12 protein-coding genes and 1 pseudogene are annotated in these 14,741 nt (G+C 61.3%); 8 read left to right on the top strand and 5 right to left on the bottom strand.

The window, feature by feature from the left end; all coding sequences use genetic code 11:
• Positions 1-38: 38 nt before the first annotated feature.
• The 3 genes from deoC to xapA form a co-directional block, all read right to left on the bottom strand.
• Positions 39-998 (bottom strand): deoxyribose-phosphate aldolase, encoded by a 960-nt coding sequence (deoC, locus tag CBW66_RS25620; RefSeq protein WP_070219318.1) that lies wholly within the window; start codon positions 996-998, stop codon positions 39-41.
• Positions 995-2,188, bottom strand: coding sequence for a phosphopentomutase (locus CBW66_RS25615; RefSeq protein ID WP_086140170.1), 1,194 nt, complete (start codon positions 2,186-2,188; stop codon positions 995-997). Before CBW66_RS25615 ends, deoC begins: the two co-directional genes overlap by 4 nt.
• 118 nt (positions 2,189-2,306) lie before the next feature.
• The gene (xapA, locus tag CBW66_RS25610; protein ID WP_086140169.1) at positions 2,307-3,146 is read right to left on the bottom strand and encodes a xanthosine phosphorylase; all 840 of its coding nucleotides are present in this window, start codon (positions 3,144-3,146) and stop codon (positions 2,307-2,309) included.
• A 366-nt stretch (positions 3,147-3,512) separates the two neighbouring features.
• On the opposite strand from xapA, the gene CBW66_RS25605 reads away from it, so the two are divergent.
• The 7 genes from CBW66_RS25605 (at position 3,513) to CBW66_RS25570 (ending at position 11,776) form a co-directional block, all read left to right on the top strand.
• The gene (locus tag CBW66_RS25605; RefSeq protein WP_086140168.1) at positions 3,513-4,682 is read left to right on the top strand and encodes a carbohydrate kinase; all 1,170 of its coding nucleotides are present in this window, start codon (positions 3,513-3,515) and stop codon (positions 4,680-4,682) included.
• A 12-nt stretch (positions 4,683-4,694) separates the two neighbouring features.
• The gene (locus CBW66_RS25600; RefSeq protein WP_086140195.1) at positions 4,695-5,615 is read left to right on the top strand and encodes a pseudouridine-5'-phosphate glycosidase; all 921 of its coding nucleotides are present in this window, start codon (positions 4,695-4,697) and stop codon (positions 5,613-5,615) included.
• Positions 5,616-5,700: 85 nt separating this feature from the next.
• Positions 5,701-6,603 (top strand): LysR family transcriptional regulator, encoded by a 903-nt coding sequence (locus tag CBW66_RS25595; protein WP_086140167.1) that lies wholly within the window; start codon positions 5,701-5,703, stop codon positions 6,601-6,603.
• Between the two features lie 514 nt (positions 6,604-7,117).
• Entirely contained in the window at positions 7,118-8,113 is a 996-nt protein-coding gene (locus tag CBW66_RS25585; protein WP_086140165.1) for a BMP family protein, read from the top strand.
• Between the two features lie 81 nt (positions 8,114-8,194).
• Entirely contained in the window at positions 8,195-9,724 is a 1,530-nt protein-coding gene (locus CBW66_RS25580; protein WP_086140164.1) for an ABC transporter ATP-binding protein, read from the top strand.
• Positions 9,721-10,800, top strand: a complete 1,080-nt coding sequence (locus CBW66_RS25575) for an ABC transporter permease (protein ID WP_086140163.1) — start codon at positions 9,721-9,723, stop codon at positions 10,798-10,800. The genes CBW66_RS25580 and CBW66_RS25575 overlap by 4 nt, the downstream gene beginning before the upstream one ends.
• Before the next feature lie 4 nt (positions 10,801-10,804).
• The gene (locus CBW66_RS25570) at positions 10,805-11,776 is read left to right on the top strand and encodes an ABC transporter permease (protein ID WP_034754516.1); all 972 of its coding nucleotides are present in this window, start codon (positions 10,805-10,807) and stop codon (positions 11,774-11,776) included.
• 420 nt (positions 11,777-12,196) lie between these two features.
• On the opposite strand, the pseudogene CBW66_RS29570 reads toward CBW66_RS25570, so the two are convergent.
• A pseudogene (locus CBW66_RS29570) lies at positions 12,197-12,781 on the bottom strand (NUDIX domain-containing protein); the annotation flags it as partial.
• An 85-nt stretch (positions 12,782-12,866) separates the two neighbouring features.
• Here CBW66_RS29570 and CBW66_RS25560 point away from each other — a divergent pair.
• Positions 12,867-13,631: a DeoR/GlpR family DNA-binding transcription regulator gene (locus CBW66_RS25560; protein ID WP_086140162.1), complete on the top strand. Its 765-nt coding sequence runs from the start codon at positions 12,867-12,869 to the stop codon at positions 13,629-13,631.
• 35 nt (positions 13,632-13,666) lie between these two features.
• On the opposite strand, the gene CBW66_RS25555 is transcribed toward CBW66_RS25560, so the two are convergent.
• The gene (locus CBW66_RS25555) at positions 13,667-14,737 is read right to left on the bottom strand and encodes a S1/P1 nuclease (RefSeq protein WP_086140193.1); all 1,071 of its coding nucleotides are present in this window, start codon (positions 14,735-14,737) and stop codon (positions 13,667-13,669) included.
• Positions 14,738-14,741 lie beyond the last annotated feature (4 nt).

The following is a 14,741-nucleotide window of genomic DNA, read 5'->3' as shown; positions in this document are numbered from 1 at the left end:
GTGAGAATCTCGTTAATTGTTGGCATGACGATTGTTCTTTAAGGTTGTGCGTGACGATGATTGGCCGAGTAGCTGCCGGTGACGTAGTGCTCGAGCTGGCGCTCGATGTCGGTCAGCAGGCTGGAAGCGCCGATGCGGAACAGGTGCGGCTGCAGCCATTCGTTGCCCAGCTCTTCCTTCATCAGGGTCAGGTATTGCAGCGCGCTCTTGGCCGAGCTGACGCCGCCGGCCGGCTTGAAGCCCACCTTGAAACCCGTCTGTTCATAGTATTCGCGCACCGTGCGCACCATCGTCAGGGCCACGGGAATGGTGGCGTTGACGCTTTCCTTGCCGGTGGAGGTCTTGATGAAATCGGCGCCGGCCATCATGCACACCCACGACGCCTTGGCCACGTTTTCCATGGTCAGCAAGTCGCCCGTGGCGAGAATCGCCTTCACGTGCGCTTCGCCGCACGCCTTGCGGTAAGCGAGCATTTCGTCGTACAGCACTTGCCAGTTGCCGTTCAGGACATGCTGGCGCGTGATGACGATATCGATCTCGGAAGCGCCCGCGGCGACCGACAGTTCGATCTCGCGCAGCTTCGTTTCCATGTTCGTCAGGCCGGCCGGGAAGGCGGTCGACACGGCGGCGATAGGCAAGCGGCCCTGGATGACTTTCACGGCCGGTTGAATCATCTCGTGGTACACGCAGACGGCGCCGGTGCTCAGCTGTGTCAGGCCCAGCGCGTCCATCAGGTCGGCGCGCAGCGGGCGCATGGCCTTCATGCACAAGCGCTCCACGCGGCCCGGCGTATCGTCGCCGCCCAGGGTGGTCAGGTCGATCATCTGGATGGCTTTCACCAGCCAGGCGGCCTGGTATTCCTTTTTCACCGTACGGCGGTTCGCCAGGCTGGCCGCACGGCGGTCCGTCGCGGCGCGGTTGACGCGGATCTGGTTGATCCAGCCCAGGTCGAGGCCGACGGCCTCGTTACGCTTGAATTCGGGGTGCATGAGTGTCATAACAAGCTGGTTCCATTAGCAAGTGGTGGTACGCCAAGGTGCTTGGCGAGGGTTTGGCCAATATCGGAGAACGTCTCGGAAATACCCAGTGCGCGCGGGGCGACGCCGGGACCGAAGAAGATCATCGGAATGTGTTCGCGGGTGTGGTCGGAGCCGTGCCAGGTGGGGTCGCAGCCATGGTCGGCGGTGATCACGACCAGGTCGCCTTCCTTGAGCTTGGCCATGAATTCCGGCAGGCGCGCATCCATTTCGCGCAGCGCCTCGGCATAGCCTTCGACGTTGCGGCGGTGGCCGAACGCCTGGTCGAAATCGACGAAGTTCACGAAAGTGAGCGACTTTTCCTGCACTTCATCGGCCGTCTTCAACAGCGCTTCAAACAGCGCCATGTTGTCGACGCCCTTGACGACGCGCGAGATGCCCTGGGTGGCGAAAATATCGCTGATCTTGCCCAGGCCGACGACTTCGCCGCCCGCGTTCTTGACGTGGTCGAGCAGGGTCGGCGCGGGCGGCGCCACCGCATAGTCGTGGCGGTTGGAAGTGCGCGTGTAGTTGCCATGGCTGCCAGTGAACGGGCGGGCGATGACGCGGCCGATGTTGTACGGTTCGACCAGCTTGAAGGCCATTTCGCACACTTCGTACAGGCGCTCGAGGCCGAACGATTCTTCGTGCGCGGCGATCTGCATCACCGAGTCGCCCGAGGTATAGATAATCAGCTTGCCGGTGGCGACATGCTCGTCGCCATGCTTGTTGATGATGTCCGTGCCCGAGGCATGGCAGTCGCCCAGGAAGCCGGGCACGCCGGACAGGGATTTCAGTTTGTCGGTCAGGTCGGCCGGGAACGATGGCGTGGTACGGGGAAAATAGCCCCAGTCGAATTCGACGGGCACGCCGGCGATTTCCCAGTGGCCGCTCTGCGTGTCCTTGCCGGTGGAGCGCTCGCGCGCCGTGCCGTAGGCGCCGGTGAAACCGTCGCGCTGGTCGAAGCCCGTGGCCCATTCGCCGCTGGCCAGGTGCGCCGCGGCGCCCAGTCCCAGGCGTTCCATGTTCGGGAGTTTCAAGGTCTTGCCGCTTTTGGCGACAGTGCTGGCAATGTGGCCAAAGGTATTGGCACCTGCGTCGCCATACTTGGCGGCGTCTGGCGTCGCGCCAAGGCCGAAGGAATCAAGCAGGAGGATAAATGCGCGTGACATGATAAGGCTCGCTTTATGGAATGATGCAAAGATGATGCGGACAGTGTAGGCCTGATTTTTCCGGCCTGCCGCGCGGCGGCGCCGGTGGCCGGCGCGCCGCTACTGCATAAAAAAGTGCTTAGGCTTGCGGCTTTTCAGCGACCTTGGCCAGGAAAGCCAGAATCAGCTTGACCAGGTCTTTCGCGCCGATGGCCGCGTATTTCAGGGTTTGTTCGTGCGACAGGGCGAATGGCGACATGCCTTCGGCCAGGTTGGTGATGACGGACACGCCCACCACTTTCAGGTCGCAATGGCGGGCCGAGACCACTTCCGGCACCACGGACATGCCGACCGTGTCGGCGCCCAGGCGCGCCATCATGCGGATCTCGGCGGCAGTCTCGAAGTTCGGACCGGGGTAGGCGACGAACACGCCTTCATGCAGGGTGATGCCGTTCGACGCGGCCGTATCCGCGACCAGCTTGCGCAGGTCCGCATCGTAGGCGTTGGCCATGCTGAAGAAGCGCGGGCCGAAGCGGTCGTCGTTCGGGCCGACCATCGGCGTACCTGGCAGCAGGTTGATATGGTCGCTGATGGCGACCAGGCTGCCGGCGTCCACTTCAGGACGCAGGGAGCCGGCGGCGTTGGTAACGAACAGCATTTCGCAGCCCAGCAGTTTCAGGGTGCGGATGGCGCTCGTCATCACGCCCATGCCATAGCCTTCATAGAAATGGCCACGGCCCTTCATGCAGACGACAGCAACGCCCGACAGGGTGCCGAGCACCAGTTCGCCGGCATGGCCGTGCACGGTGCTGATCGGGAAACCTGGCAATTCGTCGAAGCTGATGCTGACGGCGTCCGCCATCTGCTCGGCCAACACGCCCAGGCCGGAGCCGAGGATCATCGCCACGCGCGGCTTGAAATTTTCAGGAGCGCGGGCACGGATGATTTCGGCGGCGTGGAAAGGGGTGTTGTTCGACATGGTTATCCTCTGATTGACTAATGATGATTGGTTGCTGCCTGCAAGGGCGAGCCCGGTATGGACTGCGGCCCAGGTAGCGGGTATGTATGGTGTTACTGGTATATCGAAATGCGTATGCCTCTATTTGCCGCCACTATGCATCAAACGGAATATGTATGGCAAATACCATTTTTCTTACCCATTTATACAATTCAAATATAAATGGCCGATATTATAGTCGAGGCTAGCCCGGGCCTGCCATGCCCGGGAAATGCATGCATACAAGCTCCATACGAAGGTTTGTTATGCGTACTTGGCACACGCTTGACACCAATAGGACAAATGTTTAAAGTCTCAAACAAATGTTTATACCTTCAGTGAAACCTTGTGACCGATACCAATAAAAAAGACCAGTTATACGCGCTGATCCGCAACAACCCCTTCATCTCGCAGCAAGACCTGGCGAGCGAGCTGGGCTTGTCGCGCTCGGCCGTCGCCGGCCACATCGCCGGATTGATCCGCGAGCGACGCCTGCTGGGACGCGCCTACGTGCTGCCCGACAGCCGCCCCGTGCTGTGCATAGGCGCGGCCAACCTCGACCGCAAGATGCGCACCCTGGCGACCCTGCAGATGGGCACCTCGAACCCCGTGCGTTCGGAAGAAGTGTTTGGGGGCGTGGGCCGCAATATCGCGGAAAACCTGGCCCGATTGTCGATTCCCGTGGCCCTGTTGACGGCGCTGGGCGACGATGCGGCCGGCCACGCCTTGCAGACGCACGCGGAAGACGCGGGCATCGACATGCGCGGCAGCTTGCACTTGAGTAACACCAGCAGCGGCACTTACACGGCCGTGCTCGACGAACATGGCGAAATGCTGCTGGCGATGGCCAATATGCAGCTGTACGAACAGCTGACACCGGCCTTTTTGCACAGCCGCCAGCCGCAGCGCGCCGCCGCCGCCCTCACCGTCTGCGACCTGAACCTGGGCCACGACAGCATACAGGCGCTGCTGGCCGACGCGCGCCAGGATGCGGCCCAGGGAAATAGCCCGGCCACGCCGCTCGTCATCGTCGCCGTCTCGCAGCCGAAGATGGCGCACCTGCCGCAAGACCTGACGGGCTTGCATCTGCTGATCCTCAACCGGGGCGAACTGGAAACGCGCGTGGCGCGCGCCTTGCCGACCGCGTTTGAAGTGCGCGCCGCCTGCCGCGAAGTGCTGCGCCAGGGCGCGCGCCAGGTGATCGTCACCTGCGGCGGCGAAGGCGTGTATTTCACCGATGGCGACGGCGTAGACGCACCTGTCGAGCACCTGGCCGCGCGCGAAGTGGACGCCGTCGACGTGACGGGCGCCGGCGACGCGTTTTCCGCCGCCGTCTGCTGGTCGCTCTACCACGACAGCAGCGATTTGAAATTGGCCTGCCGGCGCGGCCTGAAGCTGGCGGCCATGACCCTGGAATCGGCTGCCACCGTCTCGCCCCGGATTTCGGCCGGCGCCCTCGACGACATCGACGACGCCGACCTGGCGCCGCCTCCCCCTACCCTCTTTCAACAGGATTGACACATGACGCAACTGAATAACTTCCTCTCGTTCTCGCAAGAAGTGCTGGCCGCGCGCGCCGCCGGCAAGGCCATCGTGGCGCTGGAATCAACCATCATTTCGCACGGCATGCCGTATCCGCAAAACGTGGAAATGGCGCGCGAAGTGGAACAGATCATCCGCGACGGCGGCGCCGTTCCGGCCACCATCGCCATCATCGACGGCAAGATCTGCGTAGGCCTGTCGCCGGAGCAGCTGGAACTGCTGGGCACGTCTCCCGACGCGATGAAGGTCAGCCGCCGCGACCTGCCATTCGTCCTGTCGCAGGGCAAACTGGGCGCCACCACCGTGGCCGCCACCATGATCTGCGCGGAACTGGCCGGCATTGACGTCTTCGTCACGGGCGGCATCGGCGGCGTGCACCGCGGCGCGGAAACGAGCTTCGACATTTCGGCCGACTTGCAGGAATTGGCGCAGACATCCGTGGCCGTCGTCTGCGCAGGCGTCAAATCCATCCTCGACATCGGCCTGACCTTGGAATACCTGGAAACCCACGGCGTGCCCGTCATCAGCGTGGGCCAGGAAGGTTTCCCCGCTTTCTTTACGCGCGAAAGCGGCTTCAAGGCCGATTTCCGTCTCGACACGGCCGCCGAGCAGGCCGCCTTCATCGGCACCAAGTGGCAGCTGGGCTTGAAAGGCGGCGTGATCGTCAGCAACCCCGTGCCCGCCGCGCAAGCGATGCCCAAGGAAGAAATCGATGCGATCACCACGCAAGCCTTGCAGGAAGCGGACGCGGGCGGCGTGAAGGGCAAGCAAGTCACGCCTTTCCTGTTGTCGCGCATCAAGCAACTGACGGATGGCCGCAGCCTGGCGACGAATATCGCGCTGGTCAAGCACAATGCCCAAGTCGGCACCGCGCTGGCCATTGCCATGCAAGCGGTCGTGGCACGATAATAGGACCGCTGTAAAGAAAGCGCGCGCGCCGTTACCGGTCCGCGCGCCGTTCCATCGCCAGGCACCACGCAACGCCAAGGAAAGCATGTCCATCGATCTGAAACAGTTAAAGTATTTTCTTGCCGTTGCCGAGGAGAAAAGCTTCAGCCGCGCCGCCGAGCGCCTGCATATCTCGCAGCCGCCCCTGAGCCAGCAGATCATGAAACTGGAAAGCGAACTGGGCGTACGCCTGTTTGCGCGCACCACGCGCACCTTCGAGCTGACTGTGGCGGGCAAGGCGCTGATGAACGAGGCGGCCGAGCTGCTGGCCAAGATGCGCATGACCATCGACACCATCCGCCAGATCGACCGTGGCGAAGTGGGCCGCTTGCGCGTGGGCATCGTCGGCTCGGCCATGTGGGGCCCCATCCCCAGCCTGCTGGAAGAGTTCCAGACCAAATTTCCCCGCGTCACCTGGACCATCCATGAATTCGGCCCCACGGTGCAATACGAAGCCTTGCGCGCCAAACAGATCGACGTGGGTTTCTGGCGCGAACCGAAACTCAATGACGATGACTTGCGCCACGATAACCTGCGCCAGGAACTGTGCTTCCGCGAAAACGTCTGCGTGGCCGTCAATGAACACCATCCGCTGGCGAAAAACACGGCCATCGAGCTGATCGACATCGCCCACGAGCCGATGCTCACCCTCAACCTGGACAAGTCTGCCTTCCCCCGCTACCTGGTGCAATGCTGCATCAATGCCGGTTTCGAACCCGTGATTTTCCAGGAAGCAAGCGAACCGCAAACCCTGCTGGCCATGGTGGGCGCGGGCCTGGGCGTGACCCTGGTGCCGGAAACGACCAGCCGCATCGGCTGGCCCGGCGTGGTATTTCTACCGATCAAGACCAATCCGCCGTCGGCCAATCTGTACATCAGCTACACCACGCTCGACGACGCTCCCGTCGTGCGGGCTTTCCTTAACATCATCAATCCCCCATCAGCCTGAGAACGCGAACAAAACCTACTGCGCGTCGCGGGCCGCGGCCTCCGATGCTCACTGTGCATGCGCACAGCTCCGCTTCTCGGCCACAACTCACTGCCGCTCGCTACGGTTTTGTTCTGCGTTCTTAAAACCTATTTATATGCGCTGCATATAAATACATAAACAAAAACGTATTTGTCATACATATCTGGCATGATGCATAGTGATTCGGACGCCCATCGCGGCGCCGGTTCCGTGCCTGCCTGCCCGTCCACTGACGGCGCATCCCAGCCCGCTCCGGCAGCCCCCTTCGATGTTGTACCTATAAAAGAGACGGGGCGCGACTGTTGCATGAGCATCACACTGTCGACATGAAAGCACGCAAGGTCAGCAATGATCTTGTGCATGATCTTGTTCAATACGGTGCAATGTTGATAAGGAATTATCACCTCGTGCATCAAAAACAGGCTAAATCGGCCCCAAATTATATGTTTCACCTATAAAAAATATACAATATCGATCTTCCAGGAGCCAATTCATGAAACTTACACAATTTAGTTTGACGATCGCAGCCGTATTTCTGACTGCTCAAGCGTCCGCGGCTACCCCAAAACTGGGTGTCGTGTATGACGCGGGCGGCAAGTTCGACAAGTCGTTCAACCAATCCGCTTTCGAAGGCGCATCGCGCTTCAAAAAAGACACGGGCATTTCCTTTATCGAAGTGCAAGCCTCGAGCGATACGCAGGCTGAACAAGTCATGCGTGGGCTGGCCCGCAAGAAACTCGACATGATCGCCGCCATCGGCTTTGCGCAAACGCAAGCTGTACAAAAGGTCGCCAAGGAATTCCCGAACGTAAAATTCGTGCTGATCGACGGCCAGGCCGCCGGCAGCAACGTCAATTCCGTCGTCTTCAAGGAAGAAGAAGGCTCCTACCTGGTCGGTGTGGCTGCAGCCATGGCCAGCAAGAGCAAGAAAGTGGGCTTCATCGGCGGCATCGATATTCCCCTGATCCGCAACTTCGCCTGCGGCTACGCGCAAGGCGTCAAAGCCGTCAATGCGAAGACGGAAATCACGCAAAACATGGTCGGCACCACGTCCGGCGCCTGGAATGACCCGGCCAAGGGCGGCGAACTGGCCCGCTCGCAATTCGAGCGCGGCGTCGATGTCGTCTTCGCCGTCGCCGGCGGCAGCGGCATGGGCACGCTGCAAATGGCCAAGGAAAAAGGCAAGCTGGCCATCGGCGTCGATTCGAATCAGAATCATCTGTATCCAGGCAGCATCCTGACCTCGATGGTCAAGCGCGTCGACAACACGGTCTACGACAGCTTCATGCAAGTCAAGAACGGCACCTGGAAGGGCGGCGTCAGCTATAAAGGCTTGAAAGAAGGCGGCGTGGATTGGGCGCTCGATGAAAACAACCGCAAGCTGATTACGCCGGAAATCGAAAAACGCGTGTTGGGTGCGCGTAAGGACATTATCGATGGCAAGATCAAAGTGATCGATTACCGCGTCGGCAGCAGCTGCCCGGTTTAATCTTTCTCCGTATCTTTTAGCGCGCCGCCGGGGCCTGTCTCCGCGCGGCGCGTTTCCATGAAACTATCCAGTTATGAACCTATGCAGCCAGCAGTAGAATTTCGCAGCATTTCCAAGCAGTTTGGACATGTGAAGGCGAACGCCGACGTCAGCTTCTCCATCGCCAAGGGCAGTATCCACGGCCTGGTGGGGGAAAATGGCGCCGGCAAATCGACCTTGATGAGCATCCTGTACGGGTATTACCGTGCCGACGGCGGAGAAATCCTGCTCGACGGAAAAGTACAGCCTATCCGCAACAGCCAGGAAGCGATCAACCTCGGCATCGGCATGGTGCACCAGCACTTCATGCTGGTCGAGAACTTCACCGTCCTCGACAATATCATGCTGGGCACGGAAGGCGGTTTTCGCCTGGCCAGCCACCGCACGGAAGCGGAAGCCAAGCTGCGCGAGATTTGCGCGCGCTACCGCCTCGACGTCGACCCGCTGGCAAAGATCGAAGACCTCTCCGTCGGCGCGCAGCAGCGCGTGGAAATCCTCAAGCAGATTTACCGCAGCGCCAATATCCTGATCCTCGACGAGCCGACGGCCGTGCTGACGGCCCAGGAAACGGCCTCGCTGTTTGAAATCCTGCGCCTGTTCAAGGAACAGGGCAAGACCATCATCCTGATCACGCACAAGCTGCAAGAGATCCTGGAAATCACCGATAACGTCACCGTCATGCGCGGCGGCACGGTGGTGGGCGCCGTGGCGACGGCCGGCACTTCGAAAGAGGAACTGGCCAACATGATGGTCGGGCGCCCCATCCAGAGCCATTTGCCGCGTGCACCCTACAATCCGGGCGCCACGGTGCTGGAAGTGGCTGATCTGCAATTGGCCGACGAGCAGCAAGTCAAATTGCTGGCCGACATAGGCTTCAACTTGCGCGCCGGCGAAATCGTCGCCATCGCGGGCGTTTCCGGCAATGGCCAGAGCGAACTGCTGGAAATTCTCTCGGGCATGCGCTTGCCCACGTCCGGCAAGCTGCGTTTTCTCGACAAGGACTTGCCATTTGCCAAGCGCCACGATGCCGACGGCTTGCCGCTGGCCTTCCGCGAGCTGGGCATCGCCCACATCCCGGAAGACCGCTTGCGCGATGGCGTGGTGAAAAATTTCTCCGTCATGCAGAACACCATCCTCGGTTACCAGGACCACCTGAAGAACCGCTGGGGCCTGTTCAACTTCAAGGCCATCGGCGCGCGCTGCGCTGAACTGCTGAAAGCCTTCGACGTGCGCCCGGCCAATCCGGACCTGCGCATCGGCTTGTTGTCCGGCGGTAACCAGCAAAAGGTGGTGATCGCGCGCGAAGTGCTGGCCAAGCCGAAACTGATGCTGGTGGGCCAGCCCACGCGCGGCGTTGACATCGGCACCATCGAAAGCATCCATACGCAATTGCTGGCCCTGCGCGACGCGGGCGTGGCGATCCTGCTGGTGTCCGTCGAACTGGAAGAAGTGCGGGCGCTGGCCGACCGCATTCTCGTCATGTGCGGCGGACGCATCACCGGCGAACTGAAAATTGAAGAATTCGATACCACCCGCATCGGTCTCTTGATGGGGGGAATGCATAAATCATGAATAACGACTTGCCACGCTGGGCGACAGCCTTTGTCATGCCCATGTTAAACCTGCTGTCGGCCTTGCTGGTCGCGGCCCTGGTGATTTATATGCTGGGCGAAGACCCGGCCGAATCGCTGTCGATCCTGGTCCACAGCGCCATCCTCAATCCTGAAGGCTTGAGCTACACCCTGTTCTACGCCAGCACCTTCATCTTCACGGGCCTGTCCGTGTCCGTGGCGATGCAGGCCGGGCTGTTCAATATTGGTTCCGAAGGCCAGATGTATATCGGCGGCCTGGGCTTGACGACGGCCATGCTGGCCTTCGACCAGACCCTGCCCGCCTGGCTGCTGATTCCCGTTGCCATGATCGGCGCGGCCCTGTTCGGCGCCCTGTGGGGTTTCCTGCCCGGCTACCTGCAAGCCAAGCGCGGCAGCCACATCGTGGTGACCACCATCATGTTCAACTTCATCGCCGCCAGCCTGATGAATTTTATTATCGTGAAGTACCTGATTCCGCCGGGCGAGCAGAACACGGCCAGCCGCGTATTTGCGGAAAGCGGCGAAATGCCGCGCCTGTCCACCTGGTTCCCGTCGCTGGGCGACACGCCGCTGAACATCAGTTTTATTCTGGCCATCTTCGCGCTGGTCATCTATGGCGTGATGGTGTGGCGCTCGTCGTGGGGCTTCAAATTGCGCGCCACGGGCCTGAACAAGCATGCGGCCCACTATGCGGGCGTGTCGATCAGCAAGATGATCATCATCGTCATGCTGATCTCGGGCGCGCTGGCGGGCTTGGGTTCCGTCAATTCCATCATGGGGTCGACGCACTACCTGTCGCTCAACTTCGTCGGTGGCGCCGGCTTCATCGGCATCGCCATCGCCCTGATGGGCCGCCAGCATCCGGTCGGCATCTTCCTGTCGGCCGTGCTGTTCGGCGCGCTGATCCAGGGCGGCTTCGACCTGTCGCTGGAAAAACCGAATATCCCGACGGAAACGTTCATTTTCATCCAGGGCTTGATCATCCTGTTCTGCGGCGCCATGGAAAACTTCTACGCACCGGCCATTTCCGCCCTGCTCAAGCGCACCAAAGGCTAACACCATGACACTCGACGACTTTCAATTCGCCAGCATCCTGGTATCGACCGTGCGCAATGCGCCCGTCCTGATCTTTGCCGCCATGGCCGGCCTGTTCGCCGAACGCAGCGGCATGATCGATATCGGCCTGGAAGGCAAGATCCTGGCCAGCGCCTTCGCTTCCGCCGCCGTCGCCTACACGACGCAAAACCCGTATTACGGCATGGCTGCCGGCATGCTCGTCTGCGTCGCGCTGGCCCTGCTGCAGGCGTATGTCAGCATCACGCAAAAGGGCAATCAACTGGTGGCCGGCATGGCCATCAACATCGCCATGAGCGGACTGACCTTCGTTCTGGCGCAATTTTTCTTCCAGCAAGGCGGCCGCACGCCCGACCTCGGTTCGGCGCGGCTGTTCGACGTGGTCTTGCCGGGCACGCAGTACGTGGAGCACATCCCCTTCATCGGCTGGGTGTATGCCCACCTGATCGGCGGCCATTCCATCCTCGTCTACGTGGCGTTCCTGCTGATCCCGCTCGTGCACTGGCTGCTGTACCACACGCGCTTCGGCCTGCGCCTGCGCGCCTGCGGCGAAAACCCCCACGCGGCCGACTCGGCTGGCGTGAGCGTGGAAGCGACGCGCTACCTGGCCATGCTGGTGGCCGGCATTTTGTGTTCGTTCTCGGGCGCGTATCTGGCCATCGTGCAAAGCGGCTTCTTCCTGCGCGACATGTCGGCTGGCGCCGGCTACCTGGCCCTGACGGCCATGGTGTTCGGCAACTGGCGCCCCGTCTACACCTTCCTCGGCTGTTTGATGTTCGGCTTCTTCGCCGCCATCCAGATCCAGATTGAAGGCGTGGACTTGCCCGTCGTGGGCCGCATCCCCGGCTCGCTGATCCAGATGGTGCCGTACGTGGTCACTGTGATCGTGCTGGCGGGTTTGATGGCGAAATCCATCGCGCCAAAGGCTATCGGTATCCCGTTCGTGAAGTCCCGCTAAGAAACTGTGACGTCATCAAAAAAGCGAAGCCCCCGGGCTTCGCTTTTTTTACGCCTGGGCAATCTCGTCCGGCGAAAAATACACGGGCAAACCAAGACTGCGCGCCACATCCACCATCTGCTCAGCGCCTTGAGAGGCGCCACCGATACGCAGCACGGCATCGCAATGACTCAATAAACGCGTCGCGTGCGCGTGGAATAATTCTGCATACACGGCATCGCCCACACGGCTGGAACCGGCCAGCGCCAGCATGGGCAAGGCCAGCCATTCACCGAGCACGGGCATGTGGCCCTTGGCATACAGGGGCAGGCAGACGGCTTGCATGGTCGCCACGTTCGCCGCCATCAGCGCGGGATCGTCGCCCGTGCCGGAACGATAGGGGCCGGCCACGAGGATCTGCATGCCCTGTTTCACCGGCATCAGGTGCAGCTGCGCATGCTGCAGCAGCATGATGGTCTTGCCGTCGCAGATGCGTCCGTCCTCTACCATGCGCATTGCTTGCGCCAGCGGCAGCTCCAGCACTTCGATATCCTCGCCTTCATGGGCCAGGCCGCCGCCATCGCCAATGCGGCTGGCAGGATCGTATTCGGCGACGAAGAAATGCAAACGCTCCGTCACGGAACCGGGGCTCATGAAGGCCTGGAATATCTTGTGCACCTGCCCCACCCTGTAACCGGTTTCCTCTTCCACTTCGGCGCGGATGCGCTGCTCGGCGCTGGCCTCTTCCAGCAAACCGGCCGCCGATTCGATGAGGAAACCATCGTGGCCTTCGCGGTAGGTGGGAAAGCGAAACTGGCGGATCAGGATCACCGTGCGCTTGACCTTGTTGTAGAGCAGGATAGTGGCCCCATCGCCGCGGTCATAGGTTTCCCGCGTCTGCGTCTGCCACCGGCCATCGTGGCGCAGATAGTCGAACGTGGTCTTTTGCAGCAGATACCAGTCGTGCGACAGGGTTTGCACGCCCTGGATGCGGACCCGTTGCTGCATGCTATTTTCTTCGCGCATATCATCTCCTTGTGCTTGTGTTTGTCGACTTTATCATGCAAACTCGTGCAATATCAAGAAAATACAAGAATACTCAAGAAAAACCATGCTGACACATCAACGCAAACAGTACTTGCTGGACATGCTCCAGCGCGAAGGGCAGATCGTCGCCAAGGCCGTCAGCGACACTCTGGGTTTGTCGGAAGACACGATACGGCGCGACCTGCGCGAGTTGGCCAAGGAAGGATTACTGGAGCGCGTGCATGGCGGCGCCCTGCCCTTGCTGCCCCGTTCGCCAGCGCTGGCACCGTTTGCGGGGCGCGAACAGATTTCGCCGGAAGCCAAGCCCGCCATCGGCCGCGCGGCGGGGGCCATGATACAAACGGGGCAAGTGGTGTTCATCGATGGCGGAACGACCGCCGTGCAGCTGGCGCGCCAGCTGCCGCGCGACTTGCGCGCCACCGTCGTCACGCACAGCCCGTCGGTTGCCGTCGAGCTTGTCAATTACCCGTTCATCGAGGTGCTGATGCTGGGCGGGCGGCTGTACAAGCACTCGATCGTGGGTGTCGGCGCGGCGACCGTGGAAGCCATCGGCCGCATCCGCGCCGACCTGTATTTCATGGGCGTGTCCAGCCTGCATCCGCAAGCGGGCATCACCACGGGCGACTATGAAGAAGCGTGCGTGAAACGCGCGCTGAGCGAGGCGTCAAGCCGCACTATCGTGCTGGCCTCGCCGGAAAAGTTCAACACGGCCTCGCCGTTCCAGATCGCGCCCTTGAGCCAGGTCAACGACATCATTGTGCACCACGACGTGGAAGACGCCCTGGTCGCGCCCTTCCGCAAGATGGGCATCAACGTGATCCTGGCGTAAAAAAGCGGCCCGCAGGCCGCCTTGTGTTCCCCATCCTATTGCGGCCAAACCGCCTGCAATACGGCAGCGAGGCGATAGCCGGCCTCGGTCAGCTGCTGCTTTGCCAGCGCCGAGCTGGGCACGGGATAATTGTCCGGCACCGTCAAGCTCCAGACCTTATAGACCTCGCCCTTGCGGCTGGTCTGCTGCGTGGCCGGGCCGGTCACCACGTCCGTAAAAGCAATCTTGGACGCCGCCAGCGCGGCATCGGCCCACTGATACGGCCAGGTGACGGGGTCGCCCGTATTGGCGCTCACCACGGGCGCGCTGGCGATCACGGTGCGGGCGAACTGCTGCGGCGTGCGCGTGCTCAAGCGGCGCATGGCGTAATCGACCACGCTCGTATCCCAGTACGCATGCAGGGGCTTGGTGGGCGACTTCGGATAGCTGCTGGCAGGCTTGGCATCGCTCTCGTCCGCCGGCAGCGGCGCGGGAATCACGGCATCGGACAGGACCGTCATCTTCGCATCGTCGAGCAGCAAGTCATTGCCGCCGCGCGCATTGAAAATGGTGATGTCGTCGATCTGCGCCTGCGTGGCGGGCACGAAGAACTGGCCATCCTTGCCGACAAACGCATTGCCCACGTGCAGCGGCTGGTGGATATCGCCCACCAGGTGCGTGATCAGGATCAGCGCTTCGCGCTGGCTGAAGCCGTGCGGATTGCTGGCCGCATCGGCCTTGCCCTGCAACACCAGGATCGCCTGCTTGAGCGTCTGCACGATATCGTCGTCGGCCGTGCCTACGCCATGGTCGTGGTAGTGCTCATTTTGAAAAGGCACGTTCGTGTAATGGTATTCACCATGCTTGGGATTCGCCGCCACATACGTCAGCATTTCCGGCGATTGCGGGCCGCAATACGTGCCCTTCACGCAATCAGGCCAGTTGGCGATCTTTTCCAGGCTTTCGCCCGGCAACAGCAACCTGGCCACTTGCGCCTGGGCTACGCTGCCCTTGAGCAATTGATCGGCGATGGCACCGACGGCGCGGTGGCCGTCATTGCCCCAGGCCAGCACATTGCCGGAAGCGAATGCGGCCCCCAGCGCCAGCACGCCGCATAATTTTTTCATGTTC

Source organism: Janthinobacterium sp. GW456P (genome assembly GCF_002127655.1).
In the GTDB taxonomy this organism is placed as follows: domain Bacteria; phylum Pseudomonadota; class Gammaproteobacteria; order Burkholderiales; family Burkholderiaceae_D; genus Janthinobacterium.
Note: the sequence above shows the minus strand (reverse complement) of the source record. Positions and strands in the feature narration are given on the sequence as shown.